Annotated in this window: 24 protein-coding genes and 1 tRNA gene; 17 read left to right on the top strand and 8 right to left on the bottom strand. The window is 69.8% G+C overall.

The genetic code is table 11. The annotated features are described in order from the left end of the window. Nucleotides 1-8 precede the first annotated feature (8 nt). Nucleotides 9-2,126: a RecQ family ATP-dependent DNA helicase gene (locus KNO15_RS12325; RefSeq protein WP_241704030.1), complete on the bottom strand. Its 2,118-nt coding sequence runs from the start codon at nucleotides 2,124-2,126 to the stop codon at nucleotides 9-11. A gap of 188 nt (nucleotides 2,127-2,314) precedes the next feature. Between KNO15_RS12325 and KNO15_RS12320 the strand changes: the two genes are divergently transcribed. From KNO15_RS12320 to KNO15_RS12310, 3 genes are read left to right on the top strand one after another with little or no spacing between them, the layout of a single operon-like run. After that, on the top strand, nucleotides 2,315-2,488 hold the full coding sequence (locus tag KNO15_RS12320) for a hypothetical protein (RefSeq protein WP_241704029.1): 174 nt from the start codon (nucleotides 2,315-2,317) through the stop codon (nucleotides 2,486-2,488). Between the two features lie 15 nt (nucleotides 2,489-2,503). After that, nucleotides 2,504-3,586, top strand: a complete 1,083-nt coding sequence (locus tag KNO15_RS12315; RefSeq protein ID WP_241704028.1) for a glycosyltransferase — start codon at nucleotides 2,504-2,506, stop codon at nucleotides 3,584-3,586. After that, entirely contained in the window at nucleotides 3,583-4,842 is a 1,260-nt protein-coding gene (locus tag KNO15_RS12310; RefSeq protein WP_241704027.1) for an O-antigen ligase family protein, read from the top strand. Before KNO15_RS12315 ends, KNO15_RS12310 begins: the two co-directional genes overlap by 4 nt. 79 nt (nucleotides 4,843-4,921) lie before the next feature. Here the strand turns inward: KNO15_RS12310 and KNO15_RS12305 are convergent, their stop codons facing one another. From KNO15_RS12305 to KNO15_RS12295, 3 genes are all read right to left on the bottom strand, one after another. Continuing rightward, complete coding sequence (locus KNO15_RS12305; protein ID WP_241704026.1) at nucleotides 4,922-6,484, bottom strand: polysaccharide biosynthesis tyrosine autokinase; 1,563 nt, start codon at nucleotides 6,482-6,484, stop codon at nucleotides 4,922-4,924. Next, nucleotides 6,485-6,766 (bottom strand): PqqD family protein, encoded by a 282-nt coding sequence (locus KNO15_RS12300; protein ID WP_241704025.1) that lies wholly within the window; start codon nucleotides 6,764-6,766, stop codon nucleotides 6,485-6,487. Between the two features lie 137 nt (nucleotides 6,767-6,903). After that, a complete protein-coding gene (locus tag KNO15_RS12295) occupies nucleotides 6,904-8,016 on the bottom strand; it encodes a hypothetical protein (protein ID WP_241704024.1) in 1,113 nt (370 codons plus the stop codon). Between the two features lie 279 nt (nucleotides 8,017-8,295). Here KNO15_RS12295 and KNO15_RS12290 point away from each other — a divergent pair, with 279 nt between their 5' ends. Genes KNO15_RS12290 through KNO15_RS12275 form a run of 4 tightly spaced genes read left to right on the top strand, consistent with a single transcriptional unit; the run spans nucleotide 8,296 to nucleotide 13,514 of the window. Further along, entirely contained in the window at nucleotides 8,296-8,859 is a 564-nt protein-coding gene (locus KNO15_RS12290; RefSeq protein WP_308220439.1) for an arsenate reductase/protein-tyrosine-phosphatase family protein, read from the top strand. After that, nucleotides 8,856-9,938 (top strand): LCP family protein, encoded by a 1,083-nt coding sequence (locus KNO15_RS22880; protein ID WP_241704023.1) that lies wholly within the window; start codon nucleotides 8,856-8,858, stop codon nucleotides 9,936-9,938. Before KNO15_RS12290 ends, KNO15_RS22880 begins: the two co-directional genes overlap by 4 nt. Beyond that, a complete protein-coding gene (locus KNO15_RS12280; protein ID WP_241704022.1) occupies nucleotides 9,938-11,350 on the top strand; it encodes a sugar transferase in 1,413 nt (470 codons plus the stop codon). Before KNO15_RS22880 ends, KNO15_RS12280 begins: the two co-directional genes overlap by 1 nt. 43 nt (nucleotides 11,351-11,393) lie before the next feature. After that, nucleotides 11,394-13,514: an acyltransferase family protein gene (locus KNO15_RS12275; RefSeq protein WP_241704021.1), complete on the top strand. Its 2,121-nt coding sequence runs from the start codon at nucleotides 11,394-11,396 to the stop codon at nucleotides 13,512-13,514. Between the two features lie 21 nt (nucleotides 13,515-13,535). On the opposite strand, the gene KNO15_RS12270 is transcribed toward KNO15_RS12275, so the two are convergent. From KNO15_RS12270 to KNO15_RS12260, 3 genes are all read right to left on the bottom strand, one after another. Continuing rightward, complete coding sequence (locus KNO15_RS12270; protein WP_241704020.1) at nucleotides 13,536-14,483, bottom strand: nucleotidyltransferase family protein; 948 nt, start codon at nucleotides 14,481-14,483, stop codon at nucleotides 13,536-13,538. 453 nt (nucleotides 14,484-14,936) lie between these two features. Further along, complete coding sequence (locus KNO15_RS12265) at nucleotides 14,937-15,476, bottom strand: hypothetical protein (protein WP_241704019.1); 540 nt, start codon at nucleotides 15,474-15,476, stop codon at nucleotides 14,937-14,939. A gap of 11 nt (nucleotides 15,477-15,487) precedes the next feature. After that, a complete protein-coding gene (locus tag KNO15_RS12260; protein WP_241704018.1) occupies nucleotides 15,488-17,128 on the bottom strand; it encodes a PspC domain-containing protein in 1,641 nt (546 codons plus the stop codon). Nucleotides 17,129-17,243: 115 nt separating this feature from the next. Here KNO15_RS12260 and KNO15_RS12255 point away from each other — a divergent pair, with 115 nt between their 5' ends. The 10 genes from KNO15_RS12255 to KNO15_RS12210 all read left to right on the top strand — a co-directional run bounded on the left by KNO15_RS12255 (nucleotide 17,244) and on the right by KNO15_RS12210 (nucleotide 25,640). Continuing rightward, nucleotides 17,244-18,446 (top strand): ATP-binding protein, encoded by a 1,203-nt coding sequence (locus KNO15_RS12255; protein WP_241704017.1) that lies wholly within the window; start codon nucleotides 17,244-17,246, stop codon nucleotides 18,444-18,446. A 4-nt stretch (nucleotides 18,447-18,450) separates the two neighbouring features. Continuing rightward, on the top strand, nucleotides 18,451-19,119 hold the full coding sequence (locus KNO15_RS12250) for a LuxR C-terminal-related transcriptional regulator (protein ID WP_241704016.1): 669 nt from the start codon (nucleotides 18,451-18,453) through the stop codon (nucleotides 19,117-19,119). 145 nt (nucleotides 19,120-19,264) lie between these two features. Further along, nucleotides 19,265-19,337: transfer RNA gene (locus tag KNO15_RS12245), tRNA-Trp, on the top strand. Between the two features lie 42 nt (nucleotides 19,338-19,379). Then, the gene (gene secE, locus KNO15_RS12240) at nucleotides 19,380-19,652 is read left to right on the top strand and encodes a preprotein translocase subunit SecE (protein ID WP_208041092.1); all 273 of its coding nucleotides are present in this window, start codon (nucleotides 19,380-19,382) and stop codon (nucleotides 19,650-19,652) included. A 53-nt stretch (nucleotides 19,653-19,705) separates the two neighbouring features. Next, the gene (gene nusG, locus KNO15_RS12235) at nucleotides 19,706-20,626 is read left to right on the top strand and encodes a transcription termination/antitermination protein NusG (RefSeq protein WP_241704015.1); all 921 of its coding nucleotides are present in this window, start codon (nucleotides 19,706-19,708) and stop codon (nucleotides 20,624-20,626) included. Between the two features lie 122 nt (nucleotides 20,627-20,748). Beyond that, complete coding sequence (gene rplK, locus KNO15_RS12230; protein ID WP_011185322.1) at nucleotides 20,749-21,180, top strand: 50S ribosomal protein L11; 432 nt, start codon at nucleotides 20,749-20,751, stop codon at nucleotides 21,178-21,180. Nucleotides 21,181-21,259: 79 nt separating this feature from the next. Beyond that, nucleotides 21,260-21,949: a 50S ribosomal protein L1 gene (gene rplA / locus KNO15_RS12225; RefSeq protein ID WP_241704014.1), complete on the top strand. Its 690-nt coding sequence runs from the start codon at nucleotides 21,260-21,262 to the stop codon at nucleotides 21,947-21,949. Between the two features lie 265 nt (nucleotides 21,950-22,214). Continuing rightward, nucleotides 22,215-24,212, top strand: coding sequence for a S53 family peptidase (locus KNO15_RS12220; RefSeq protein ID WP_241704013.1), 1,998 nt, complete (start codon nucleotides 22,215-22,217; stop codon nucleotides 24,210-24,212). 69 nt (nucleotides 24,213-24,281) lie between these two features. Beyond that, nucleotides 24,282-24,818: a GNAT family N-acetyltransferase gene (locus KNO15_RS12215; protein WP_241704012.1), complete on the top strand. Its 537-nt coding sequence runs from the start codon at nucleotides 24,282-24,284 to the stop codon at nucleotides 24,816-24,818. A gap of 129 nt (nucleotides 24,819-24,947) precedes the next feature. Further along, entirely contained in the window at nucleotides 24,948-25,640 is a 693-nt protein-coding gene (locus KNO15_RS12210; protein WP_241704011.1) for a DUF998 domain-containing protein, read from the top strand. Nucleotides 25,641-25,650: 10 nt separating this feature from the next. On the opposite strand, the gene KNO15_RS12205 is transcribed toward KNO15_RS12210, so the two are convergent. Then, nucleotides 25,651-26,421, bottom strand: a complete 771-nt coding sequence (locus KNO15_RS12205; protein WP_374113168.1) for a YqaJ viral recombinase family protein — start codon at nucleotides 26,419-26,421, stop codon at nucleotides 25,651-25,653. Nucleotides 26,422-26,430: the final 9 nt, after the last annotated feature.

Raw genomic sequence — 26,430 nt, 5'->3', positions numbered from 1 at the left:
ACAGCCCGTCACGCCCGCAGGGCCGCCGCGAACGGCAGGACAGCAGCCGCGCCTGAACGCTTCAGCTCACGCCCGGCGACCGTGATCGTCCACCGGCTGTCGATGACGTCGTCGACGAGCAGCACAGGAACACCGGGCGGCACCTCGAGGCCCGTCCCGTCGAACCGTTCCCAGACCCCGGCGAGGCGGTAGGTGCTGTTGCCGCCCGCGCTGCCGGACGGCCCGCCCTGGCGGAGCGTGAGCATTCCGAGGTAGGGGAGTCGTCCGATCTCGGCCAGTCCCCGGGCGAGGCTCTCGGTGAACCGCGGTCGCGAGCGCGACGGCACCGCGACCACCGCACCCGGCCTCTGCGTCCAGTCCCATTGCGCGAGCACCTGAACACACGCCCGCAGGATCTCCGGTGGGCAGTCCGCGTCGGGCGTCTCCGGTGACAGGAGCCCGCGGAGCCGGCCTCCCCAGCCCAGATCGGTCATCCGGGCGAGCACCCGTCCCGTCTCCAACTGCTCGCTCGGCGGGATCTTGCCGCGCACGGGAACGCCGACGGCATCCGCGCCGGTCGGCCAGAGCTTTCGGGGTTCGACCGGCACACCCGCACGATCGAGCTCCGAGGCGATCGCCTGCGCCGCGTCGGCCGCCACCTCGCTGGGGTACCACGGCCCGGCGCATCGATCGCAGCGCCCGCACGGGCCAGCGTCGGTGTCGTCGAGCTGGCGTTGCAGGAACTCCATCCGGCAGCCCGGCGTGCGCTCGTACTCGATCATCGCGCGCTGCTCGGCCTCTCTGGCCGCCGCGATACGTTCGTAGCGTTCCCGGTCGTAGGTCCACGGCACGCCGGTTGCGATCCAGCCGCCGGGCACGCGTCGTGCGGCGCCGTCGACGTCGAGCACTTTGAGCAGGAGCTCGAGCGTCGACGAGCGCAGGTCGACCCGGCTCTCGAGCACCCGCGTGGACTGGGCCTGTTCACTCAGCGCACCGAGCAGCGCGGACACCTTCTCTTCCGTCGGCATCGCGGCCGTGGCGAAGTACTGCCAGATCGCGCGGTCCTCCGCGCCCGGCAGCAGGAGCACGTCGGCAGTCTCGGTGGCGCGGCCCGCCCGCCCGACCTGCTGGTAGTAGGCGACGGGCGAGGACGGCGCGCCCAGATGCACGACGAAGCCCAGATCCGGTTTGTCGAACCCCATGCCGAGAGCGCTCGTCGCAACGAGAGCTTTGACGTCGTTGCGCTTGAGTCGGGCCTCGAGCTCCTCCCGCTCCGCAGGATCCGTCTGGCCCGTGTATGCGGCCACATCGTGTCCGGCCCGGCGGAGCACCCGGGCGGTGTCGTCCGCGGCCGACACCGTCAGCGTGTAGATGATCCCGCTGCCCTGGAGATCGGCGAGGTGGCCGGCGAGCCAGGCCAGCCGTGCGGTGGCGTCGTCGAGCGTGAGGACGCCGAGCCGCAGCGACCGGCGCGCCAACGGCCCTCGGATCGTGCGCACGGAGCCTGCGCCAGACGCGCCGCCCAGCTGCTCCTCGACATCGGCGACCACCCGCTGGTTGGCCGTGGCCGTCGTGGCGAGCACGGGGACGCCCTCGGGCAGGGCGCGCACGAGCTCGCGCAGCCGGCGGTAGTCGGGCCGGAAATCGTGGCCCCAGTCTGAGATGCAGTGCGCCTCGTCGATGACCAGGAGCCCGCATCGCTCGACGAGGGCCGGCAGGTGCTGGTCGCGGAACTCGGGATTGTTGAGCCGCTCCGGTGAGACCAGGAGCACATCGACCGTATCGTCCTTCAACCGGGCGACCACCTCGTCCCACTCGTGCCGATTGGCGGAGTTGATCGACAGAGCCCTGACCCCGGCCCGCGCCGCCGCCTCCACCTGGTCGCGCATCAGAGCCAGGAGCGGAGAGACGAGGATGGTCGGGCCGGCTCCGCGCTCGCGCAGGAGCATCGTCGCGACGAAGTACACGGCCGACTTGCCCCAGCCGGTCCGCTGCACCACCAGCGCCTTGCTGCGGTCGTCGACGAGGGCCTCGACAGCTTCGAACTGCCCGGCGTGGAAGTCGGCGTCCGGGCGGCCGACGAGGGCGCGCAGACGCGAGAGGGCTCGATCGCGGGTGGTCTCTGACGTGGTGTCGGTGGTGCTCATGCAGCCATCGTTCCAGAAGCGACCGACGGGGCGCCGGTAAAGCCTCGATCTGTGGATGGATCACGTGCGACAGGGTCTGTGAGGGAGGATCGCGATGGGTGAGGGCCCGGATGAAATGGTCGCCCGGAAGCGTTGACCGGCCGGAAACCGCCGAAATCGCCCCGGGTTTCCGGACCTACAGTTCCACCGTGTCCACTACAGCCCGCACCCGTACACGGTCCCCGCTCCGCCCGTTCGAGCTCCGGCTCCGTCTGCCGAACGGAACCGCCGCCGTCGTCGTCATGGACGCCCGCAACATCGGCGAGGCTCTCGACAAGGCTCGCAACGCACTCGGCGACGTCCAGGTCATCGACCCGAGCTGACCGGGCTCCCGTCCGATGACAGAGACCATCGGAGGCCGAGCGCTCCGGGTCATGCAGGTGATCGACAACATCGGTGCAGGGGGCGCCCAGCAGGTCGTCGTCGACCTGTCCAACTGGCTCGCGCTCCAGCACGGGGTGGTGGTCTCCGTGGTCGGGGAGCCCGGGTCCTCGCGATCCCGCCTTGCCCCCTCCGTCCGGTTCATCCCGCAGCGGCGCGCGGGATTCCTCACGCAGACGAGGGCTCTCCTGCGCGCAGCACGCACGGAGAGACCGGACATCCTCCACGCACACCAGCGACGCGAGGCCCTGCAAAGCCTCATCGTCGGCCGTCTCCTGGGCATCCCCGTCGTGGAACACGCCCACACGCGGCTTCCGAGCCTCCGCCCGCGAGCGCTCTCTTTCCGGAGCAGTACCGTCTTCGCCGTCGGAGAGACGGTCGCCGACATGGTCGTCTACGATGCGCGTCGACCGAGGAGCCGCGTCGTGGTCGTCGGAAACGCCCCTGCGCAGCGGGCGGCCTCCCGCCCCAGCGAGTGGCCGGCGACGGACCTCGCGGCACCGGTGCAGATCCTTGCCGTCGGGCGTCTCGTCGAGCAGAAGGACCCGCTCCGGTTCGTACGGATCGTCGCACGGCTGGCGGAGACGATGTCGGTTGCAGCGACCTGGGTCGGAGACGGCGAGCTCCGCGGCGACGCGGAGAGGCTGGCCGCCGAGTTGGGGGCGCCGGTCACGTTCGCAGGTCACGTCGACGACGTGCCCGACCGCCTCGACGCCGCGCACGTCCTGGTGATGACGTCACGCTGGGAGGGCACCCCGCTCGTGGTCCTGGAGGCGTTCGAGCGCCGACGTCCCGTCGTCGCGACGACGTCTGCAGCGAACGGGCTGTTGGCCTCCGGGCGGGGGTTCGAGGTCGCCGACGACGCGGACGACGCCGAGTTCGCCCGGACGATCGCTCGTGCCGTCACGGACGATCGAGCTCGCACCGCGGCGATTTCGCAGGCCAAGAGCTGGGTGGACTCCGAGGCATCGCCGGAGCGGGTCTTCGGGCCGGTGCTGGCGCGATATCGCGCCGTGCTCGCGCCCTCGGGAGGATCATGAATCCCCTCCTCCTGTTGGCCGGCGGCGCCGCTGTGCTCCTCGTCGGCGCGGTGTTCACTCTGATGGTTCCGCCGCGTGTCGTCAGGGCCGTCGCGTTGTCGCTCGCGTTCTTCCTCCTCACGTACGGCGGGAACAACACCGCCCCTTCCGAGGTCTGGCAGGCGTGCTTCATCGGATCGATCGCCCTGCTGACCCTGGCGCTCCTCCGCAGCCGCGCTCCTGCCGCTGGCGGGCGGCAGTTCGTCCTGATCTCGGTCTGGTGGGGCTGGGTCGGCATGGGAGTCCTGCTGACCGGCAGCCTTCCGCTCACGACGATGACCCTGTACTTCGGCTTGGCGGTGCTCGCCGCCTACGTCGCCTCCTCGCTCGACCCGGCCGAGCTCCGGATCCTCTACGCCGCGATCGTCCTCACCGCGATCTTCCAGATGCTGCTCGGCCTCGCCGAGGTGCTCGTCGACGCCGATCCCGTGTGGGGCTACCGCGGGGGCACGCGCGACAACCCGTTCCTCGACGGTTACGACCGCACCCAGGGAACGCTCGGCCACCCGATCCCGTTCGCGGTGCTCCAGGGCATCGCCTTCATCGTCGCCTGGTCGAATCCTGCGCAATGGAAGCAGCGCTGGCGACTCGCGGCGTTGGCGTGCCTCGCCGTCGGACTGGTCATCGGCGGCACGCGGAGCGTCATGCTCTCGCTCGTCGGGGCGCTTCTCGTGCATCTGGCGTCCAACGGCAAGCTGACGTCGTGGGTGCGGACGCTGTACGTGTTGCTCGCCAGTGGCGTCGTGCTCGTGAACGTCGACGTCGGAATCGTACGGATCGCAGAAGAGCTCGTCGTGTCCGGTTCGTGGTCGCACCGCCTCGGCGCCTTCGAATCGGTGCCGAATCTCCTGGCGCGACCGCCGCTGGAGGCCTGGTTCGGCTCCGGGTTCGGCAGTGTGGACATCCTCTACGACCGTGGGTACATGCAGCAGACCTACCTGCGTGTCGTCGACGACATGTTCGTCTACGCGCTGGGGACCATGGGCATCGCCGGCCTGATCCTGCTCGTCGTGGTCTCCATCGTGGCATTCATCTTCGCCGGCCGGACGACCAGGGCACTGCTGGTCCTGATGATCGGAATGTTCTTCTCGTTCGACGTCTTCGCCTGGATGTACACCGGGATCCTCTTCAGTGTCTTCGTGACCCTCCCCGCGGCGGCGCCTCGGGTCGAGGGGCTGAAGGTGCCCGAGAAGTCACTGGTGGCGCACTCGGCGTAGGACAGCGGGCGCCCAGCAGCACGGGCGCCCAGCGTCACGGGTGCGCCGCCCACCCGACGGTGTCCGCCGCGCGCAGACCTCAGCGGTCGCGTCGCCGAAGCGAGAGAGCGCGCTCGCCACGTCTGGTTTCAGGGGTCTCGTCGAGGCTGGCTGGGGTGGCGGTGTCCTCGGTCTCGTCCGCCGCGGTCTCCTTCGAGGCCGACTCGTCGTTCGTGTCAGCTGCCGCATAGTAATAGTCGCTGCGGTAGTAGCCGTAGTCGTAGGCATCGATACCGTTGGACGGGACTTTGTTGAGGACGGCGCCGAGCACCCGCCCGCGGACGCGCAGGATCGCGCGGTGCGACTTCTCGAGCTGTTCCGACGTGATCTGCTTGGCTGCGACCGTGAGGACGACACCGTCGGCGATCGTGCCGAGAATCGCGGCATCCGTGACCGACAGGACGGGCGGGGCGTCCAGGATCACCGTGGCGACCTCGGAGAGGGCGTCGACCAGCTCTTTCATCGTGCGGGAGCCGAGCAGCTCGCTCGGGTTCGGTGGAATGCGTCCGGACGGGAGCACGCGCAGGTGCGGGTCGCTGGTGGGCGCCTGAAGGGCGTCGTTGATGGAGAGCCGGCCGCTGAGCACATCGGTCAACCCCGCTCCGGTCCGCAGGCCGTAGATCCCGGATTGGGTCGGTCGCCGGAGATCGCAGTCGATGACGACGACGTTCGAGTTGGAGGCGGCGATGGCGTCGGCGAGGTTCGAGGCGAGGGTCGATTTGCCCTCGCCGGGGACGGAGCTCGTGACGACGATCACGCGCGGGGGCCTGTCGACGTCGACATAGCTGAGGTTCGTCCGGAGTTCGCGTAGGGATTCGGAGATGGCGAACAGCTGATGAGTGTCGTCGTCGGACTGATCGATGATCCGCTTGCGGTCGCCGAAGAGGTCGCTGGCCGGGATCGTCCCGATGACAGGAGCATCGATGAGCGCCTCGATCTGGGCCACGGTGCGGACCTTCCTGTCGAAGTGACTGCGGAGGAGTCCGTAGACGAACGAGAGGGCCAGACCTGCGAGGAGTGCCAGCACCAGTGCGAACTGCAGGTTCGGCGAGGACGGCAGGTAGGGGGCGCGGGCGGCCGCCAGCGGGACGAAGGAGATCGCGGCGTCGTTGATCGCGTCCTGCGGAGTCTCGATCGCTTTGACCTGGTCCGCGAGGGCCTGGATCCAGGTGTTCGCGAGCTTGGCGGCGCCCTCGGGAGTGTCGGCTCGCGCACTGATCTCGATGACGGAGGTGTCGGCCGGCAGACTTGCGCTGACATGTCCCAGCAGGTCGCCGACGCTGCGGTTGTTCCCGAGGATCTCGGCGGCGCGCTTGGCGACGGCGTCGGAGGTGGCGACGCGCACGTACGTCTCGGCGCGCGACTTCGCGAGGCTGTCGCCGGCGAGCGCCATCGACAGGCTCTCTCCGGAGGCCGCCTGCGTCAGCCCGGACGCCGATGACGTGTAGACCCGTGGCTGGAGGGCGGTGAAGACCGCGACGACGGCGATGGTGGCGAGGAGGATCAGAACTTCGCCCACCCAGTATCGGCGGAGCATCGAGATGAAGTCGCGGAGCTCACGTGATCTCGATCGTGTGTCGGCGGCTTCGGTCTGGGTGCTCATTCAACGGTTCCCTTCTGAGCTGGGTTTCACGACGCGGCCTCCGGGGCGGTGGTCGTCGGGCACACCGCGGTCGGTGTCGGGCTGGTGGACGAGCAGTTCGAGGCTCGCCATCGTCTCGATGAGGGAGACGCACTCGGCATATGCGGAGTCCGGGTGTTCGGGATAGCAGTCGAGTACGGCCCGCACCACTTCATCGTCAGACGCGAATCCATCGATGCGGCTCCACACTTCAGCAGACGGGCCGGTCAGCTCGAACTGCCGGAAATCCGAGACGTCGGCCATCGCGAGGCGGCCCTGCACGGCTTCCACCCAGATGACGTCCGGGTTCCTCGCGTGTCGACGGGCGCGGGAGGGGTCGGTGGCGTTTTCATCCGCCCGGTCACCTTCTGCTGCTGGCGGGGACGCGTGGTCTCCGCGAGTCACGGCAGCCACCGCAGGATCCCACGCTCGACGAGCTCGTCCACGTTCGAGGTCGTGATCGCCTCGTCGCGGTCGTGTCGGCCGTGCACCTCGCGCACGGCCCGCAGCACCTCCGTCATCGATCGCGGAGTCGCCGTCTCGTGCCAGAGGGTCGGCGAGATGCCGGCCAACGCGGTCACCGTGCTGTCGCACGCCACGATCAGCGCGTCGGAGGTCTCGATGGCGTCCTGAGGGACGGTCCTGACCAGGCGTCGACAGGGAGCGCTCGACACCGGAGCGATCGGCGTGGACCCGAGGGGGCGCGTGAAGCCGAGTGCGTCCGCTCCGAGCGGGGGCGATGTCGGAACGGCTCGAGGGTCGAGGTCCTCGATCGAGCGGTACGTCAGCCGCTCGACACCTCCGACATGGGCGACGAGTCGACCGAGCGAGACGAGCGGCCGTGGGGTCGCGGTGAGCGACGAGAGCCGCGGGACGAGGGCGAAGACGCTCTCGGTCAGGCCGAGCCGCTGCACCGACGCTCCCTTGTCGGCGTCCAGTCGCCGGTCGAGTACGACCACGCGTTCGACCATCGAATCGTGCAAGGGCGCCGGCGCGAGGCCCAGGTCGTTCGCCGACCGTTGGACCTTCGTCGGCATCGGAGCGCCGACGAGCGACAACGGCTTCTGGTAGGAGAGGACCAGCGCGTCTCCGTGCACGAGGGCGATCTCGTCGGTCAGATATCCGTGATGACGCCCGAAATGACGCACGGCCGTCGTCTTCCCCGCGCCGGACGGGCCGACGAGGAGGATCGCCGAGCCGGAAGCATCGGTCATCGCGGCCGCGTGGAAGAGGAGTCCTGCCCCGACGTTCCCCCGGACGGCCGCCAGTGTGATCTGTGATTCGACCGATGCCATGCGTGCCGCGACGGTGGCCTCCGTCGCGTCCGGGACGACGACGGGCACCTGGTCGTCGATGGCTGAGGCGTCGTCGTCGAGCAGCAGGTCCCACGCCGTTTCGAAGCACGAGCAGAACTCGGCGGCGCCGGCACCCGTCGCGCTGACGCGCACCCGGCGACCCAACGCGCGCACGACCCGCGTGCGCGATCGCGCGGGTTCGGTCTGTTCGACAGGCATGCTCCGGGTCCCCTCTGAGACGAGTCCGACCAGTATCCACACGCCGAGTCGTCCAGCGAGCCGACGGCAGACGACCGGGGCGCGGATACCCGGAACGACATCCGAGGTGACCGGCGGGCGTCCGACCATCGCGACGGGTGGATATCGGAGGTGAAACCGCCCGTCGTGGGCCAGAAGGCACGGCAAGAAAGCCCGGGGACGGGGATCCGTCGCGCAAGACTTCCCTTCTCTCCCCCCGCTCCGCCGACTGTCCGGCACGACCCCCCGAGGAAGGTTCCAGTGCCCACCCGCCCGTTCTCCGTGCTCTTCGTGTGCACAGGCAACATCTGCCGGTCCGCGATGGCCGAGCGTGTCCTCGCCGCCCGCGTCGCTGCGGCGGGCGGAGGGGTCTCCGTGCGCAGCGCAGGCACCCGAGCGGTCGTGGGGCGCGGCATGTCTTCGCAGACGCGCCTGCTGGTCCGGGCCAACGGCGGAGATCCCGATGGGTTCATCGCGCGGCAGCTCGAAGAGCGCATGCTGCGCGAGGCCGACCTGATCCTCGGGATGACCGTCGAGCACTGCGAGCGCGCGGCCTCCCTCGAACCGTCGGCGTTCGCGCGGATATTCTCCCTGATGGAGTTCGGGCGCGCCGCGGCCGAGCTGGCGCAGCCCGGGTCGGCCGCGGACGGCGATCGGTGGCAGCGGCTCGTCGCGTCGGCCGTCCAGCGTCGGAGGGCCGGGGACCTGAGGCCCGCCGCCGACGACGACATCGCCGACCCGTATGGACGATCCGACTCCGCGTTCGCCGCGATGGCCACGCGCGTGGTTCCGGTGATCGACCTCCTGGCCGGGGTGGCGCGGTGAGCGATCTCGACGACCTGGAGGCGATCTTCGATTCCGCGGAGGAGCGGCAGACCGCACGCGCCGCACGTCAGCAGCGCAAGCGTCGTCGACGCCGAGCGCTCTGGATCTGGCTGACGGCCGTCGCACTGATCGTCGTGCTCCCGGTGTCCCTGATCGGCGGGTACCTGATCTGGCTCGGCGGCACGTTCGACAACGGGGTCACCCGGATCGCGCACGCGTTCCCTGGAGACGACACACGTCCACGCTCGAGCAACGGCGCGACCAACATCCTGCTGATCGGCTCGGATTCACGATCGGGGCTGGGCGACGTCCTGTCGGGCAAGGCGACGGGCGAGCTGTCGGACACCATGATGCTCGTCAATGTGCCGAAGGACGGCTCAGGGATCACGGTCATGTCGATGATGCGCGACCTCTGGGTACCGGTGCCCGGTCACGGCACGGCGAAGCTGAACGCCGCCTTCAGCTGGGGAGGCGTCCCCCTCGCCGTGCAGACCGTCGAGTCCCTGCTCGACACCCGTATCGATCACGTGATGCTCGTCGACTTCGGAGGGTTCGGCTCGATCGCGACCGCTCTCGGCGGCGTCGATGTGTGGTCCGACAAGGCGTTCCAGTCCCGGAACATGCCGGGCTACAGCTACCAGAAGGGATACAACCTCGTGGAGGGGCCGAGGGCGCTCGCGTTCGTCCGAGAGCGCTACTCGTTCGCCGACGCGGACTACCAGCGCGTCCGGAATCAGCAGGCATTCATCCGGGCTCTGGTCCTCGGTTTCATCAACACGGGCACGCTCTCGGATCCGCTGAAGCTGCAGTCGGCCGTCGGAACGCTGGCCCGGTACATCGCTGCGGACGATGGTCTCACCTCGGCGACGGTCGCCGGCCTCGCGCTCGGTTCGCGCGGGCTGAACAACGACTCCATCCATACCTTCACGCTGCCCACGGCCGGCACCGGAAGCTCACCCGACGGCCAATCGATCGTGAAAGTCGACGAGACCCGTCTCGCGATCGTCCGAAAGGCGCTCGCCGACGACGACCTCATCGCCCGATTCACCAGCGGCGAACTCGGATCGGGGGTGCGCTGATGATGGCCTCCCTGCAGACCGAGACCAAGGACCGCGCCCTGAGCAAGCGTGAGCGCTCGGCGATCTCGCTGGCCGTGGCCGATGCGGCGGCCATCGTCCTGGCCGTCACCGCCGCCCATGTGCTCCGCTTCGGTCACTGGGAGGGCCGAGTCAGCTTCGGCGGTCTCCAGACCACCTACTGGGTCGTCTCGACGGTGCTGGTGCTGACCTGGCTGATCGCCGTCGCCGGTTTCGGCGGCTGGGTGACCTGGCCGAAGCGCCTCAACGGGCCATCCCTGCTCCCGCCGATCAAGGCGACGGTTCTCGTGATCGCGCTCCTGGCCATCATCGCTCTCGTCTTCGAGGTCGACCTCTCGCGCGCCTACCTGGCGGGTGCGCTTCCCATCGGCCTCGTGAGCCTGCTGATCGTCCGGGTCGTCTGCCGTGTGTGGATCGGAGCGCACCGCACCCGTGGCAGGTACCTGCGACGCGCACTCGTGATCGGTACGCCGAAGCGCGCGAGCGACCTCGCCCGGGTCTTCGACGAGTCGATCTCGCCCGTCGGCGTGAGCATCGTCGCGACGGCGCCCGTCGAGACGGTCGGTCGCCGCAAACTCCTCCTGGAGCTCATCGCCGAGAACGACGTCGACGTCATCGTTCTCACGGAGGAGCGGGCGCAGACGAACGTCCGCCAGCTCATCTGGGACGTCGAAGGCTCCGGTGCCGTGGTGTGGCTCTCCGTCGACGTTCCGGAGCTCGCCGCCCCGCGCGCGGAGTTCCACCCGATCGAGCGACTGCCGATCATCGAGGTCGAGCCCGCTGATCGGTCCATCACCAAGCGGCGTGGCAAGCGGGCCTTCGATCTCGTGTTCAGCTTCTTCGGGCTGCTCGTCGCACTGCCCCTCATCGCCGTCTGTGCGCTCCTCATCAAGCTCGACAGCCCGGGGCCGGTCTTCTTCCAGCAGACCCGCATCGGCCGCGACGGCAAGGAGTTCGCGATCCACAAGCTGCGCACCATGCGGATCGGGGCGGAGCGCGAGGTCGATGACCTCCGGGATCAGAACGAGGGGTCCGGCCCGCTGTTCAAGATCAAGGACGACCCGAGAGTCACGCGGATCGGCCGGCTCCTCCGCAAGACCTCCATCGACGAGTTCCCGCAGCTGTGGAACGTCCTGCGCGGGGAGATGAGCCTTGTCGGGCCGCGGCCTCCACTGCCGTCCGAGGTCGCCGAGTACGACCGGGCCAGCCTCCGCCGGTTGATCGTCAAGCCGGGGATGACCGGCCTCTGGCAGGTCAACGGCCGATCCGATCTGACCTGGGAGCAGGGTGTCCGGCTCGACCTCTTCTACGTCGAGAACTGGTCGCTGGGCGGAGACCTGCACATCATGTTCCAGACCGTCGCCGTGATGATCCGGCCGAACGGCGCCTATTGATGCGATCGAAAGCCGGTGCTTCCTCATGACGGCAACGGTGAGCGTGAGCACCCCGACCACGACCAGGGGGCATTTCCGAACGGACATCGAGGGCCTCCGCAGTGTGGCGGTTCTGCTGGTCGTCGGCAGCCATCTGATCGTCTGGCCGGAGGGCGGGTTCATCGGGGTCGACGTCTTCTTCGTGATCTCGGGCTATCTGATCACCGGAATCCTGATCCGTCAGCTCGAGCTCAAAGGCACGATCTCCTTCGTCGACTTCTATCGGCGGCGGTTCCTGCGGATCGTGCCCGCCGCCCTCATCGTCCTGGCCGTGACCACCATCGCCAGCTGGCTCGTCTTCTTCCCGGTGCGCGCGATCGAGACCACGTGGGATGCGGTGTTCTCCGCCGCGTTCGTCGAGAACTGGAACCTGATCAGGCGGGGGACGCAGTACTTCGCCACGACCTCGGTCCCGTCGCCGTTCCAGCATTACTGGTCGCTCTCCGTCGAGGAGCAGTTCTACCTCCTCTGGCCCTGGCTGCTCATCCTCGCCGCCGCCCTCTTCCGGAGCTCGGCCGCCCGTCGACGAGCACTCATCGTCGGCCTGCTGATCGGAGTGGCCGTCTCGTTCGTCGCGGCCTGCGTGGAATCGGAGCTCCGCCCGACGTTCGCGTACTTCTCGACCACGACCCGCGCTTGGGAGCTGGGAGCCGGCGCGCTCGTGGCGCTCGTTCCGAAGAGCGTCTCCGCAGCACTCGGCGGCCGGGCGCACGCCGTCATCTGGCTCACGGGACTCGGCGTGATCGTGGCCTCCGCCTTCGCCATCACCGAGTCGACGACGTTCCCCGGACCGTGGGCTGCGCTCCCGGTGCTGGGGACGTCAGCGATCCTGTTCTCCGATCGGCCGGGTCGCTGGCAGTTCGCGCTGACCAACCCGGTGGCGCGGTTCTTCGGCAAGATCTCGTACTCGCTCTACCTCTGGCATTGGCCGGTCATCATCTTCCTCGTCGTCATGAGCCCGTCGCAGACGCCGTGGCAGCTCGCGCTCGCGTTCGTCGGGATGGTCGTCCTCTCCGCGCTCTCGTACCGCTTCATCGAGACGCCCTTCCGGCATTCCCGGTTCGGCTCCGCCGGAGCCGAACGTGTCTTCGCCTCGGTGAGCGATTCGCCGAAGCGGCCGACACGCGCGCTCCGGTGGGACCGTGTGCTCGGAGCGAGCCTGGCGCTCGCGCTCGTCGTGGCGTGCACCCTCCCGTGGGCGCCCCGTCCGAGCTTCGCCAAGCCGCAGCCCAACCAGGTCGCCGGCGCCCCGTCGTTCCCGTCGGCCGACGAGCTCGCGAGGGCCCTCACCACGGCGGCGATGAGCACGAGCTGGCCGGACCTCTCGCCACCGATCGGCAATCTGACCCGCGCCGACAGCTCCCTAAGTCAGGCCTGGGAGCACGGCTGCCTCTCCGACACGAGCGGGGATATCGCCGCGAAGGTGAAGCGCATGTCGGCGCAGTGCGTCCTGGGAGACCCGGCGGGCGATCGCACGGCTGTCGTCCTCGGCGACTCCATCGCGGCGAGCTGGCTTCCTGCTCTCGAGCCGGCTCTCGCGGGGTGGCGGATCATCGCCATCACGTTCCAGAGCTGTCCGGCGGCGGATGTGACCGTCGACGAGGCCTCCCGCCACCGCGCCTTCCGTGACGAGTGCGACTCGGCGCGGACCGCGGCGGTGGACCGGGCGCTCGCGGCGAGCCCCGACCTGGTGGTGCTCTCGTCAGCGGTGGGAAGCTTCGAACGACAGGTCGGTACGGCCGATCCTGGCGGTTCGTGGCGGGCAGGAACGGCCGACATGCTCCGTGCGCTCGCCGGGGTTCCGCGCACGCTCGTGCTCGAGTCTCCGCCAGAGGGACCGGCTCCGATCGACTGCGCGCTGCGCGTCCTGTCGCCCGCGACCTGCGAGACGACACCGTCGGAGGCCTGGGAGGCGAAGTCGGCAGCAGAGGCCGCGGCGGCGCGTGCCGAGGCCGTGTCCGGGCGCGATGTCGAGTTCATCTCGACTCGCGCGTGGTTCTGCGCGCCGTCGGGTGTCTGCCCGATCTTCGCGGCGGGGACCCCGATCCGGGTGGACCGGGGGCATCTCAGCTCCGCCTACTCGGAGCGTCTCGGAATCGTCCTCGCGGCGGCCATCCGTCCGTGACGCTGTCTCCGCCGTACGCGATCAGGGAGACGGGCGACGGCCTCGGTCGGTGCGATGTGTCGGCGCCCGCCGGGTGGAACGCGCGAGGGTGACGAGCCCGCGCGGAAGCACCCGCAGACCGCGAGCCCACCTGGCCAGGTAGCTCGCGACGAGCTCGGCGGGGCCGAGACGGTTCCGGGTGGTCTGCTTCACGAGGGCGGAGACCGACGGGAAGAGCGCGTGCCGGAGCTTCGTCAGACGCTCCCGAGGGGTCGCCTGCTTCCACAGCAGGACCCGGCGGTCGATCGCCTCCGGGAACTCCGTTCGCATGCGCCACTCGGCGGAGGGCTCTCCCCATTCGATGTCGGAGTGCATCGGCAGGAGGCGCTCGAGGAAGGGACGGCTCGTCGCGAGCGCTCCGAGCTCGCGCGCTCGCGCGATCAGGAGCTCGGTGTCGATGCGCCGGCAGCGCCGGACGAGGTAGTCGAGTTCGGCACGGTGGCTCTCGGACCAGATCGACCGGATGGCGTGGACGGCGCCGATCGTGATCGCGTCGGCGAGGCCGGGGATGAGGACCGGCTGGTTGCCGCACCAGAAGGTCGTCCGCTGAGCCCAGAGCAGGTCGAAGACCTCGGCCGGCGGTGCTTCGAGCCCCGGGTAGCGAAAGTGCACGTCGATGTCCGCGGCCCAGTTCGGGTGGTAGACGCTGACGCTGTGCAGCGGGAAGGTGTCGGTGTCCGGATCGTGTGCCCGTCGTACCCAGCCGCGCGCTTCGAGAGTCGAGACGAACGCGTCGAAGTCGTCGGGCGCCACCACGACGTCGACGTCGCTGCTCGCCCGAGGGCGCCGGAGGTCGTACTCCGTCGCGACGACGCCCTTGATGACGAGCAGGCGGATCCCGTCGGCTGCCCCGAGACGGGCGACCGCGGCCGTCAGGAGGAGGGTGGAGACGGCCAGCGGCGAGGACCGGAGCCCTGCGTGTTTCACCATTCTTTTCACTCCACCTCCTGCGGCCGGGCGAGGCGTCGTCGGCGTCTCGAGCGTGGAGGCCTCGACGTTCGGGCGGGATCCTCTGCTGGTGCGCTGAGGATCCGAACGCCTCGTGTCTGTGTTCTCTTCATAGTCGCCGAGCGGCGCCCGGCCTCCGCCGGTGTGGTCCTCCGCGTCCCGGAACGGCCAGGAGGTGATCGCCGGTGACCGGGGTGAACTCGGTGGCGAAGAGTCGATGGCCGGAGGGCCGTGCGGCCACCGGGCACGGCGATCCCCACGATCGCGTCACCGACGATGGACGCACGAACGCCACGAAGGGGGACAACGCCGATGAGCGCCAGGAAGACAGCCGGTCCCGGCCACACCGAACTCCACACGATGAGCGAGACGGGGCGGACGATCCGCGTCCACTGCCTGTGCGCCCTCGGCCGGGACCACCGCTACCGCGACAGGTCAGAACGTGCGGCGACGGCGACTCCGCTGCGCGGCTCCGATCGCGCCGAGCAGCGCTGACACGACGATCACGAGTCCGAGCAGCGCGATCCACAGCGCCCACGCCGCTCCCGGGGTGAGCGTGCTGACCCACACGGTGACACCGGCCAGCCGGGCGGGCGACGAGACCACGAAAAGGGTCACTGCCGCGAACACGGCGAGCAGCACGCCCCAGACGATGCCGGCCCAGCGCACTGGCGGACGACGCCGGCCGGTCGGGGGCACGGAGAAGGCGCCCGTGTGCACAGGCGGCCGGGTCGGCGTGGGAGGGGCGGCCGGGGCCGGAGTCGGGTGTGCCGGCGCGACGGGCTCGTAGAGGGACGCCGCGGGCTCGTCGAGGGAGATGGTGTCGGCGCTCGGGGTGACGGCTTCGTCGAGCGAGATCGTCTCGGCGGGTCCCTGTTCGAGCGGGGCGTCGGTCGGTGTCACGGCGGGGGAGCTCGTCTCGGTCGAGCTCGTCTCGTCGGGGCCGGAGGTGGGGTCGTCGGCGTTCGTGGTCATATCGTGCTCCTTCACTTCTGGACTCGTTCGACGCGCACGCCGTCGACCTGTGCGATGCGGACGACGACCTGCGGAGTCGCGGCCGGACCGACGACCAGGTCGGTGTCGCAGCCGCCGAGGAACGCGGGATCGCAGTGATGCACCTGGCGTCCCCCCGCCGGATCGATGACGGTCACCGACGACACCGTCGCGGCCTCCAGCCGTATCGTCGCGTCGTCGGGGACCACGACCGTCGTCTCGCCGGGGCCCTTCGCCAGGTTGACGACGGGAGCCCGGGAGGACCTGACGGCCCGGCTCAGATCGATGGTCGTGTCACCCCAGGCCTGCAGGTAGTTGGCGCTTCCCGACGGCGCGACCGACAGCTGCGACCGGGAACTCACGCTGGCGTCCAGGCGTACGCCGGGCGAGGTCGGCAGCAGCGCGGCGACCGCGGTGAGCGCCGCCAGGAGGATGCCGAGGAAGATCAGGAAACCGCTCCGGCGGCGGGCGATCCCCGCGATGAGCACGGTCACCCCGAAGACGAGCGTGGCGGAGGCGAGCGAGGCCGTGAGCGCGTAACCGGGCAGGCCGGTCAGCGCGCCCCAGAACGCTCCGGTGAGGGAGGCCGCGACCAGCGCCAGTCCGACGGCGAGCCACCCGATCGCCGCTCCCACCCGGGGGTTGGCGGCGCGATAGGACGCCCGGCGCGCTTCGGCCTCGGCGTTGGCCGCTGACGCCTGCGCCTTCAGCTCGGCGGAGCGCTGCGCCTTCACGGCGCGCATGTCCTCGGCCAGGCGCTGCTTCCACTGCTCGTGCTCTGCCCGCCACTGCGCCTGACGGTCGCGCCAGTCGGCGACCTCCTGCTCGCTCGCTCCCGCCCCGGGTGCGGGCGGCGCCGCCGGCTCGGAGGCGATCGCGACGGCCGGTGCCGCGGGTGCGGCGGCTGCCGCGGACGCCGGAGCAGTTGCGGCGGGCGACACGGGCGATGCCGGCGAAGCCGACGCGTTCGTGGTGGGCGACACGTTCGTGGTGGACGGCGCAGCGCCTGCGGACGGTGCCGGCGCGCCGGCGTTCCCGCCCGATCGCCGGTCGGCGTTGCGCACGGCGACGACGATGAGCGCGGCTGCAGCGCCGAGCACGATGAGGGTCCAGAAGACGCGGCCCACGACGTCGAACCAGCCCGGGTCGTGACCGAACGGGCCGCCGAACCACCAGATCCCGTTGGACCACGGCAGGAGGGAAAGCACGATCAGCACGCCGATGGCCACGATCGGGGCCTCGAACTCGCCCTCGAACAGCCGCTGCAGGTGGATCCGGCCGTCGCGGTCGGGCAGCAGGGCCCAGGCGATCGCATAGAGCAGGACGACCGGGGCGCCGAGCAGGGCGGCGACCCCGACGATTCCGCGGACGATCAGCGGGTCGATGCCGATGCGGTACGCGATGCCGGCGCAGACGCCGCCGATCCAACCGTCGGTGCGCGTGACGCCGAGACCGCGCATCCAGTCGAAGAAGCGGGTGCCGCGGCCGGAGAAGCCGGTCCGCGGTCCGCCGTACGGGCCGGACGGTGTGTGCGTCTGGCCCGGAGGCGTCGCACCAGGAGGCGTCGCACCGGGAGGAGTCGCACCCGGAGGCGTCGCACCGGGAGGAGGAGGGGTCGTGCCGTCGTTCACCATGACTCGATCGTGGCGCGCCCGGCGCATCTCCCGCTATCCGGGGTCACCCTGAGCGGACCCTGATTCCTTCCCGCTCGGCTGTCGGGCGGCGGTCCCGTCTGCTTGGATTCCAGGTATGGCCTCAGCACCCCTGCCCGGCGAGCGCGCCACGCGCACGCCGTTGGCGCGGCCGCGCGACTGCGTGGTCGGCGGGGTGAGCGTCGCGCTCGCCGACCATCTCGGCTGGCCGGTGGCCGCCGTGCGCTGGATCCTCGTCGGCACCGCCCTCCTCGGGGGTGCCGGCGTGCTCTTCTACCTCTGGCTGTGGGCGCTCACCCCACTGCGCGACCCGGCCCCCGGGAGCTCGGACGAGCGGGTCAGGCGACGGGTGAACGTCCCGTGGGTGTTCGCCGTCGGCGGCGCGGCCTCCGGAGTGGCTGCGATCGTGCTGGTCGCTGCAGGCGACCCCGAAGCGGCAGTCGGGGCGGTCGTCGCGTCGATCGCCCTGCTGGTCGCCGCCGTCCTGTGGGACCAGTTCGTCGACGACGAAGGCACTGCGCCGTCCACGTTCTCGCCCGCCGGGTTCCGTCTCGCGTCCGGCGGGTTCCTCGTCGCCCTGGCGCTGGTGCTCAGCGGGCTGCAGGCGGGACGCTCGTCCGGCCTGCTGTGGCTCGCGATCATCGGCGCGACGTTCGCCGGAGCGGCCGTGATGGTCGGCCCCTGGGCCCTCCGGCTCTGGACCGAGCTGATCGCCGAGCGGACCGCGCGCGTGCGGGAGGAGCAGCGCGCCGAGATGGCGGCGCACCTGCACGACTCGGTCCTGCAGACGCTCGCGCTCATCCAGAACCGGGCGGGAGCCTCCAGCGAGGTCGGCAGGATCGCCCGCGCGCAGGAGCGCGAGCTGCGCGACTGGCTCTATGCCGAGGCGGCCCAGGGTGCCGTTCCCGACGCAGAGGACCTCGCCGCAGAGCTGCGCTCCGTCGCGGCGGCGCTGGAGGTCGAACACGCGGTGCACTTCGACGTGGTGAGCGCGGGCGAGCCCGTTCACCGGGCGCCGGCGGAGCTGGCCGCCGCCGCCCGCGAGGCGATGCTCAACGCTGCGCGGCACGCGGGAGGCGACGTGTCGGTGTACATCGAGTCGGGCGGCGGGTCCGTCGACGTCTTCGTCCGCGACCGCGGCCCCGGCTTCGACATCGACGCGCTGCCGGAGGGCCGCCTGGGCGTGCGGGAGTCGATCATCGGCCGGATGCGCCGGGCGGGCGGCCGCGCCACGGTCACCTCGCGCGAGACCGGCACGGAGATCCATCTCACGGTCGACCTGCCCGGAGAGCGAGAATGAGCAGATGACCGACGAGACGCCGCGTCCGATCACCGTCGTGATCGTGGACGACCATTCGATCTTCCGTTCCGGCCTCCGCGCAGACCTCGACGACCGCCTCCACGTGGTCGCTGAGGCACAGGACGTCGACGGGGCGGTGGAGGCGATCCTCCGCACCCGGCCGGAGGTCGTGCTGCTCGACGTGCACCTGCCGGGCGGCGCGGGCGGAGGCGGCGCGGAGGTGCTCCGTCGCACCGTCGCCGAGAGCGCGGGGACCCGGTTCCTCGCGTTGAGCGTGTCCGACGCGGCGGAGGACGTCGTCGGCGTCATCCGGGCCGGCGCCCGCGGGTACCTGACCAAGGGCAGCTCCGGGCGTCAGGTGAGCGACGCGGTCGTCGCCGTGGCCGGCGGAGACGCGGTCTTCTCGCCGAAGCTCGCCGGCTTCGTGCTCGACGCGTTCGGTGCGACAGCGGGAGAGCAGGCCGAGACCACGGACGAGCTCGACCGTCTCTCGGCGCGCGAGCGCGAGGTGATGCGCCTGATCGCGCGCGGCTACGCCTACAAGGAGGTCGCCGCCGAGCTGTTCATCTCGGTCAAGACGGTGGAGACCCACGTCTCCGCTGTGCTGCGCAAGCTCCAGCTCTCGTCGCGTCACGAGCTCACCGCCTGGGCGCTCGAGCGCAAGCTGCTCTAGGTCGATGCGGGCGGGCGTGCAACCCCCGGCGCGTTTTTGCGAGGGGGTGTGGTGTCCCGTACACTTGGGTGCGGTGGTTGAATCCGCCAAGCTTTTCTGCGCCTATTTTCGCTATGCCAGGAGGGTGTCGCGGTTCACAATCCCTAGGGCGGTAGCTCAATTGGCAGAGCAGCGGTCTCCAAAACCGCAGGTTGCAGGTTCGATTCCTGTCCGCCCTGCAAACCGGCATTCCGATGCCGGTCCACGAAAGGTGTAACGAGGTGGCCCGAAAGGTAATCGACGAGCCGAGCGAGGAAATCGTCGCCAACGCCAAGAAGGAGCGCGCGGCAAAGCGCAACCCCTTCGCGCGGATCGCCCTGTTCATCCGGCAGGTCATCGGCGAGCTCAAGAAGGTCGTCACGCCGACGCGCAAGGAGCTCTTGAGCTACACCGGCGTCGTGCTCGTCTTCGTGGTGATCATGATGGCGATCGTGTCCCTGCTCGACTGGGTGTTCGGTCTCGGCGTGGTGTGGGTCTTCGGACATCCGAAATAGACCCAGCAGCCGACCGGCCGCACGGCCATACCGACAGAAATGGAATGAATTCAGTGTCTGAGACGAACCGCGACGACGTGGACTGGGCGACTGCTGCCGAGCAGTCGTCCGAAGACGACGAGGCGCAGACGGGCAATGTCCTGGAGCGCGACGAGGAGTCGTCCGACCCCGCGGAGCACGAGGCGCTGCACATCGTCGCCGAAGACGGCACCGAGATCGACCTCGACGCCGTGCTCGACGCGATGGCCGAGGCCGTCGACCCCGAGGCCGACCGTGCCGTCGACGAGGCCCTCGAGGTCGACTCTGCCGAAGAGGCCGAGGCCGCCCAGGAGGCCGTCGAAGACGAGGACGAGGTCGCGGCAGACCCCTACGAGGAGTTCCGCGCCGAGCTGCGCGCCAAGTTCGGCAAGTGGTACGTCATCCACTCCTACGCCGGCTTCGAGCGCCGCGTGAAGTCGAACATCGAGAACCGCATGGTCTCGATGAACATGGAAGACTTCATCTTCGAGGTGCAGGTCCCCATGGAAGACGTGGTCGAGATCAAGAACGGCCAGCGCAAGATGGTCAACCGCGTGCGCATCCCCGGCTATGTGCTGGTGCGTATGGACCTCAACGAGGACAGCTGGTCGGTCGTCCGCCACACGCCCGGCGTCACCGGATTCGTCGGCAACGCGCACAACCCCACGCCGCTCCGCTTCGAGGAGGCCTTCTCGATGCTCAAGAGCCTCGTGCAGGTCGACCAGGCTCCGGTCAAGGGCGCCGCCAAGGGCCAGAAGGCCGCCGCGCGCGTCATCCCCGCCGAGGTCGACTTCGAGATCGGCGAGACCATCACCATCAAGGAGGGCTCGTTCGCGGGCCTGCCTGGCTCGATCAGCGAGATCAAGCCGGAGAGCGGCAAGCTCACCGTGCTGGTCTCCCTCTTCGAGCGCGAGACGCCGGTCGAGCTCAGCTTCGACCAGGTCACGAAGCTCTGACGGGAATCATTCAGAGCCTCCCCACTGTTTTACGAACCACCGGGTCTCGGAAGGGCCGAGAAACCGGGAGAGCCGCGCGGGCGTGACGCCCACGGGCTCGAATACACAAAGAAGGAAGAGACATGGCACCGAAGAAGAAGGTCACCGGTCTGATCAAGCTTCAGATCAACGCCGGCGCTGCCAACCCGGCCCCGCCGATCGGCCCGGCCCTGGGTCAGCACGGCGTGAACATCATGGAGTTCTGCAAGGCGTACAACGCGGCGACCGAGTCGCAGCGCGGCAACGTCATCCCGGTCGAGATCACCGTGTACGAGGACCGCTCGTTCACGTTCGTCCTGAAGACCCCGCCCGCGGCCGAGCTGATCAAGAAGGCGGCCGGCGTCGCCAAGGGCTCCGGCGTCCCGCACACCACCAAGGTCGGCAAGCTGACCCAGGAGCAGGTGCGCGCCATCGCCGAGCAGAAGATGGTCGACCTCAACGCCAACGACATCGACGCGGCGTCGAAGATCATCGCAGGCACCGCCCGTTCGATGGGCATCACGGTCGAGGCGTAAGCCCGACCCCCACGTCATCCAGACATCACCGTGGCAGAGCCGGCCAGGCTCGCACCACATTCTCGTGAGGAGAAATCTCATGGCACAGAAGTCCAAGGCCTACCGGGCCGCGGCCGACAAGATCGAGGCCGGCAAGTTCTACACCCCCACCGAGGCTGTCACCCTCGCGAAAGAGACCGGTTCCGCCAAGTTCAACTCGACCGTCGAGGTCGCGCTGAAGCTCGGTGTGGACCCGCGCAAGGCGGACCAGATGGTCCGCGGTACCGTCATCCTTCCTCACGGTACCGGCAAGACCGCGCGCGTCATCGTGTTCGCGACGGGCCCGGCCGCTGAGGCCGCGATCGCCGCGGGCGCCGACGAGGTCGGCGGCACCGAGCTGATCGAGAAGGTCGCCGGCGGTTACACCGACTTCGACTCGGCCGTCTCCACCCCGGAGCTCATGGGCCAGGTCGGCCGTCTCGGCAAGGTGCTCGGCCCGCGCGGCCTGATGCCGAACCCGAAGACCGGCACGGTCACCCCTGACGTCGCGAAGGCCGTCTCCGACATCAAGGGCGGAAAGATCGAGTTCCGCGTCGACAAGCACGCGAACGTGCACTTCGTCGTCGGCAAGGCCGGCTTCACCGCCGAGCAGCTCGACGAGAACATCAAGGCGGCGCTCGACGAGGTCGTGCGCCTCAAGCCGTCCGCCGCGAAGGGCCGTTACATCCAGAAGGGCGCCGTGTCGACCACGTTCGGCCCGGGCATCCCGCTGGACGTCAACGCCATCTGAGCGCATCGCTCTGCAAACGGGCCGGCCACCGCTCACGCGGTGACCGGCCCGTTTCGTCGTCGAAGGGCACGCAAACGCCCCTGAACCCCGGTTTTAGGGGCGTTTGCGTGCCCCTCGGCGGAGTGAGCGAACGTTGCACAGAGGCAACGACTTCGGCAGACCTGTCTACCCCATCTTGCGGAGGTAGAACGGCCGGGCTATATTCGCCCTGTCGCGCACCGCGCGTCGTCTCACAGTCGAGTCAGTCCGAGCGAAGGAATGTTTGATGACACCTCGCACCACCTCCGCCCTCCACAAGAGGGCGATCGGAATCATCGCCACCACGTCAGCCGTGGTGGCGTTGTCGTTGGCAGGGGCATCCGCGGCGAACGCCGCCGACCGGGTGCCCTTCGCCAATTCCGTCCCCTCGTGGGCCACCGCCCAGAACGATGCGGGAGCGGCTCCAGCCGACACCACAGTGCAGGGTGAGATCTACCTCCCCCTCCGCGACCAGAAGGGTGCGGAGACGCTGGCGAAGCAGGTCTCCAACCCGTCGCTGTCCGGGTATCGCAGGGCGCTGAGCCCGCAGCAGTGGATCGCGAGGTTCTCGCCGACGCAGGCGGACTACGACGCGGTGCTGGCGTTCCTGAAGACGGCAGGTCTCACCATCCAGGGTGAGCCGGCGAGCCGGCAGTACGTGGTGTTCCGCGGCACACCCCAGCAGCTCGGCTCGGTGTTCGGCACGTCGCTGCACTCCTACAAGGTCGCCGGTCACGAACTCGTGGCTCCGTCGAGCGCTCCGTCGGTTCCCGCGGCGCTCGGGGCCAAGGTCTCCGCGATCAGCGTCGAGCAGTCGCGCACGATGACCCGGCCGAACTCGATCAAGCAGGGCGACGTCCCGGCCTCGGCGGCTCCACAGGTGCAGCGCAAGTCCGCTGCGGTCGCGCCCGTCATCACCACGCCGTGCTCGCACTACATCGGTGAGAACACCGTGACGGTGCCGGCCGCCTACAACGGGCAGACCACCTACCCCACCTACAACTGCGGTTACACCCCGCAGCAGATGCGCAGCGCCTACGGTCTGACCGACCTCACCAAGCGCGGTGTCAACGGCAGCGGGCAGACGGTCGCGATCATCGACGCCTACGCGAGCCCGACCATCGTGAAGGACGCGAACAGCCTCGCTGCGCAGAACGGCGAGCCGCCGCTCACCAACTCGAGCTACCAGCAGCTGGTGCCGAGCCCCAGCGAGTTCACGGACCAGGCCGCGTGCCAGTACCCGAGCGGCTGGCAGAGCGAGCAGACCCTCGATGTGGAGTCGGTGCACTCCATCGCGCCGGGGGCCCGCATCCTCTACGTCGGCGGCACCGACTGCAGCGGCGGACTGGACATCGCGATGTCGAAGATCCTCGACAACAAGCTGGCGAACATCGTGAGCAACAGCTACGGCAACATCGGCGAGGCGGTTCCGGCCGACGTGATCCAGGGCGAGGTCAACATCCAGCTGCAGGCGGCCGGCGAAGGCATCGGTCTGTACTTCTCGAGCGGCGACAACGGTGACGAGGTCGAGAACCTCGGCTACCCGTCGCCGGACTTCCCCGCCTCTTCGCCGTGGGTCACCTCGGTGGGCGGCACGAGCCTCGGCATCGACAAGAACGGCCGCAACGCCTGGGAGACCGGGTGGGGCGACCAGCTCGACAAGATCGTGAAGAACGCCGACGGGACGCTGGCGTACGCCGAGCCGCTGCCGGGATCGCTGTTCGCCGGTGGGGCGGGAGGCGGCGTCAGCGCCGTCTTCCCGGCGCCGGACTATCAGCGCGGCATCGTGCCGCAGGCGCTGAGCAAGGGCTACCGGGTCTCTCCGGACGTCGCCGCTCTGGCCGACCCGTACACCGGGTTCCAGATCGGGCTCAGCCCGATCGTGGATGACACCACCCTGGCGACCGGCGCCTACGTCAACGAGACCTACGGCGGCACGTCGCTGGCCACGCCGATCGTGGCAGCGCAGATCGCCATCGTGCAGCAGGCGACCGGACGGACGATCGGGTTCGCGAACCCGACGCTCTACTCGGTGAAGCGTGTGCTGCCGAGCGCCTTCCGCGACGTGGTGCCGCCGAACCCGCCGAAGGCGCTGGTGTACACCAGCGCACGGAGCGGGAACACGTATTTCATCACGCTCGATCGGGACACGTCGCTGAAGACCGCGGTGGGTTACGACGACGTGACCGGACTCGGCGGAGTCTCGTTCACCCTCCTGAGTCTGGTGGCCCAGGGCAGGCATTAGCGGCTGCGCGACGCAGCACAGGGCCGGCCGTCTCCGCGTGGAGGCGGCCGGCCCCGCTACGCTGGCGGGATGACCCTCGCGATCCGCCCTGCGACCGCCGCCGACGCCGAGGCCCTCGCCGAGGTCGCCGCAGTGACGTTCCCGCTGGCGTGCCCGCCGCACACGACGGAGGAGGCCAAGGCGTCGTTCATCGCTGCCGTGCTCTCGCCGGAGCGGTTCGCCGAGTACGCGGCCGACCTCCGGCGCCGCCTGTTCGTGGCGGAGGACGACGCGGGGGCGATCGTGGGCTACACGCTCGTCAACCTCGGCGAGCCGGGCGACGACGACGTGCGGGCCGCCGTCTCCGTACGCCCGACCGCCGAGCTCAGCAAGTGCTACGTCATGCCCGGCCATCACGGCGAAGGTGTGGCCGGTCGGCTGATGGAGGCCAGCCTGGCCGCAGCGGCCGAGGCGGGCGCCGCGGGGGTGTGGCTCGGTGTCAACGAAGAGAACGCGCGCGCCCAGCGTTTCTATGGCAAGCACGGCTTCGAGAGGGTCGGCAGCAAGCGATTCCAGGTCGGGGACCGCCTCGAGAACGACTGGGTCATGGAGCGCGCGCTCGGCTGATCGCGGCGACCCGGTCGCTGGCCCGGTCGTCCGTCTGCGAGTCAGGCCACGGGACTGCGGCGTATCCCAGGGCCTTCGCAGGGTGCCGCCGGTTAGAATCCCTCGACCCGATCCATTCGAGGAGCGACCGTGCGACGACTGCTGCGTATCGTTCGCCAGCCGTTCGCCCAGCCTCTGCTGGCCGGCGGCTGGCAGCGCGCCGTGCCCCTGCTGCTCGCAGCGGGGACCGTCTGCGTCCTCAGCGGTCTGACGATCATCTGGGCCGCGCGGCTGACCGTTCCCTATCCGGTCTACGTCAGCGAGCTCGGCGCCGTCGGAGCCCCGACCGCCGGGCCGTTCGCCATCGCCCTGCTGCTCATCGCCGCAGGCGGCTTCGCCGTCGCGCTCGCGAGCGGTCACGTGCGCTCGTCGCACCGACTGCTCGACCGATGGGCCCCGGCGGCGAGTCTCGGATTCGCCGCGGTGTGTTTCGTCTTGGCGTCCCAGGTGACCTGCACGTCCTACTGCCCTGTCCCTCTCGTGGATCCGAGGTCGACGATCCAGGATCTCGTGCACACGGTGTCCGCCGTGCTCGGGTTCGCCGCCGCGTGCTTCGCGATGCTGCAGGTGGCGTTCGCCTCGCGGCTGCCGCGGGTCGCGCGTTTCTCGCTGATCAGCTGCATCGCGGTGGCGGCCATCACGATCGTGGGTGGCCTGCTCGCGCTCGTTCACGTCGCAACGGATGTCGGCGCCTGGCTGGAGTTGATCGGGACGACCGTGGCGGTCTCCTGGATCGCGGTCTACTCCCTGGCGCTGGCGCGGGTGCCGGTCGTGACCGACTGATCGCGATCGACTAGCCGGCGGCGGCCTGCGCCGCGGCACCGGGAGTCGCCCGCGGTGCCGTCGCCTGCCGCAGCAGCTCGATCAGGTCGCCTGCCAGGGCGACGAGGCGGGCGATCTCGCGATCGTCGCGGTCGACCCAGTGGCACTGCGGCTCCTCGTGCACGGGAACGAACCGGTCGTGCTGCTCCCACACGAAGAGCGTGCGCTCCGCGCCCAGGACGTACTGCTGCCACCAGATCTGGCGCAGATAGGACCGCGGGATGCTGTTGAACGGCTTGTTGGTGGTCTTGATCTCGGCGAGCTCGATCCGGCCTCCCTCGCGGACCGTCAGCCCGTCTGGCGTCGCCAGATGGCGGCGGTCGCGCTCGGCGTGGAAGAGCAGGTCAGACGGCTGGATGCCGTGCGTCGCGGCGACCCAGGCCGCGATCTCCGGTTCGCGGACGCGCCCGTGCTGCGTGAAGACGTTGCCGGAGAATCCCGAGCCGTTCAGCTTCTCGGTGACCGCCGCGCGCAGCGACTGCTGGGTGGACAGCTTGGCGACATCGGTCGCGGTGATCCCGCGGCTGCGCGCGCGGAGCCAGCCGACGCGATCGCTCGAGGACGCCACGACGCGGGCGAGGTGACCCTCGGCGCCCGGCACGGCGGGGACGACCGGACGCGGCGCGGGCGCCGACGTGCGCGGGCCGAGGTCGGCCAGCACTCCCGGCCGGTAGAGCTCGCGCCGGTCGCTGTCGCGCCTGGAGAGTTCAGGGGCGGTGGGGGCGGCGGAGCGGTCGAACACCCCTCCATT

The organism is Leifsonia shinshuensis (assembly GCF_022606355.1).
In the GTDB taxonomy this organism is placed as follows: domain Bacteria; phylum Actinomycetota; class Actinomycetes; order Actinomycetales; family Microbacteriaceae; genus Leifsonia; species Leifsonia shinshuensis_B.
The sequence above is the reverse complement of the archived record's forward strand: the minus strand, read 5'-3'. Positions and strand labels throughout refer to the sequence as shown.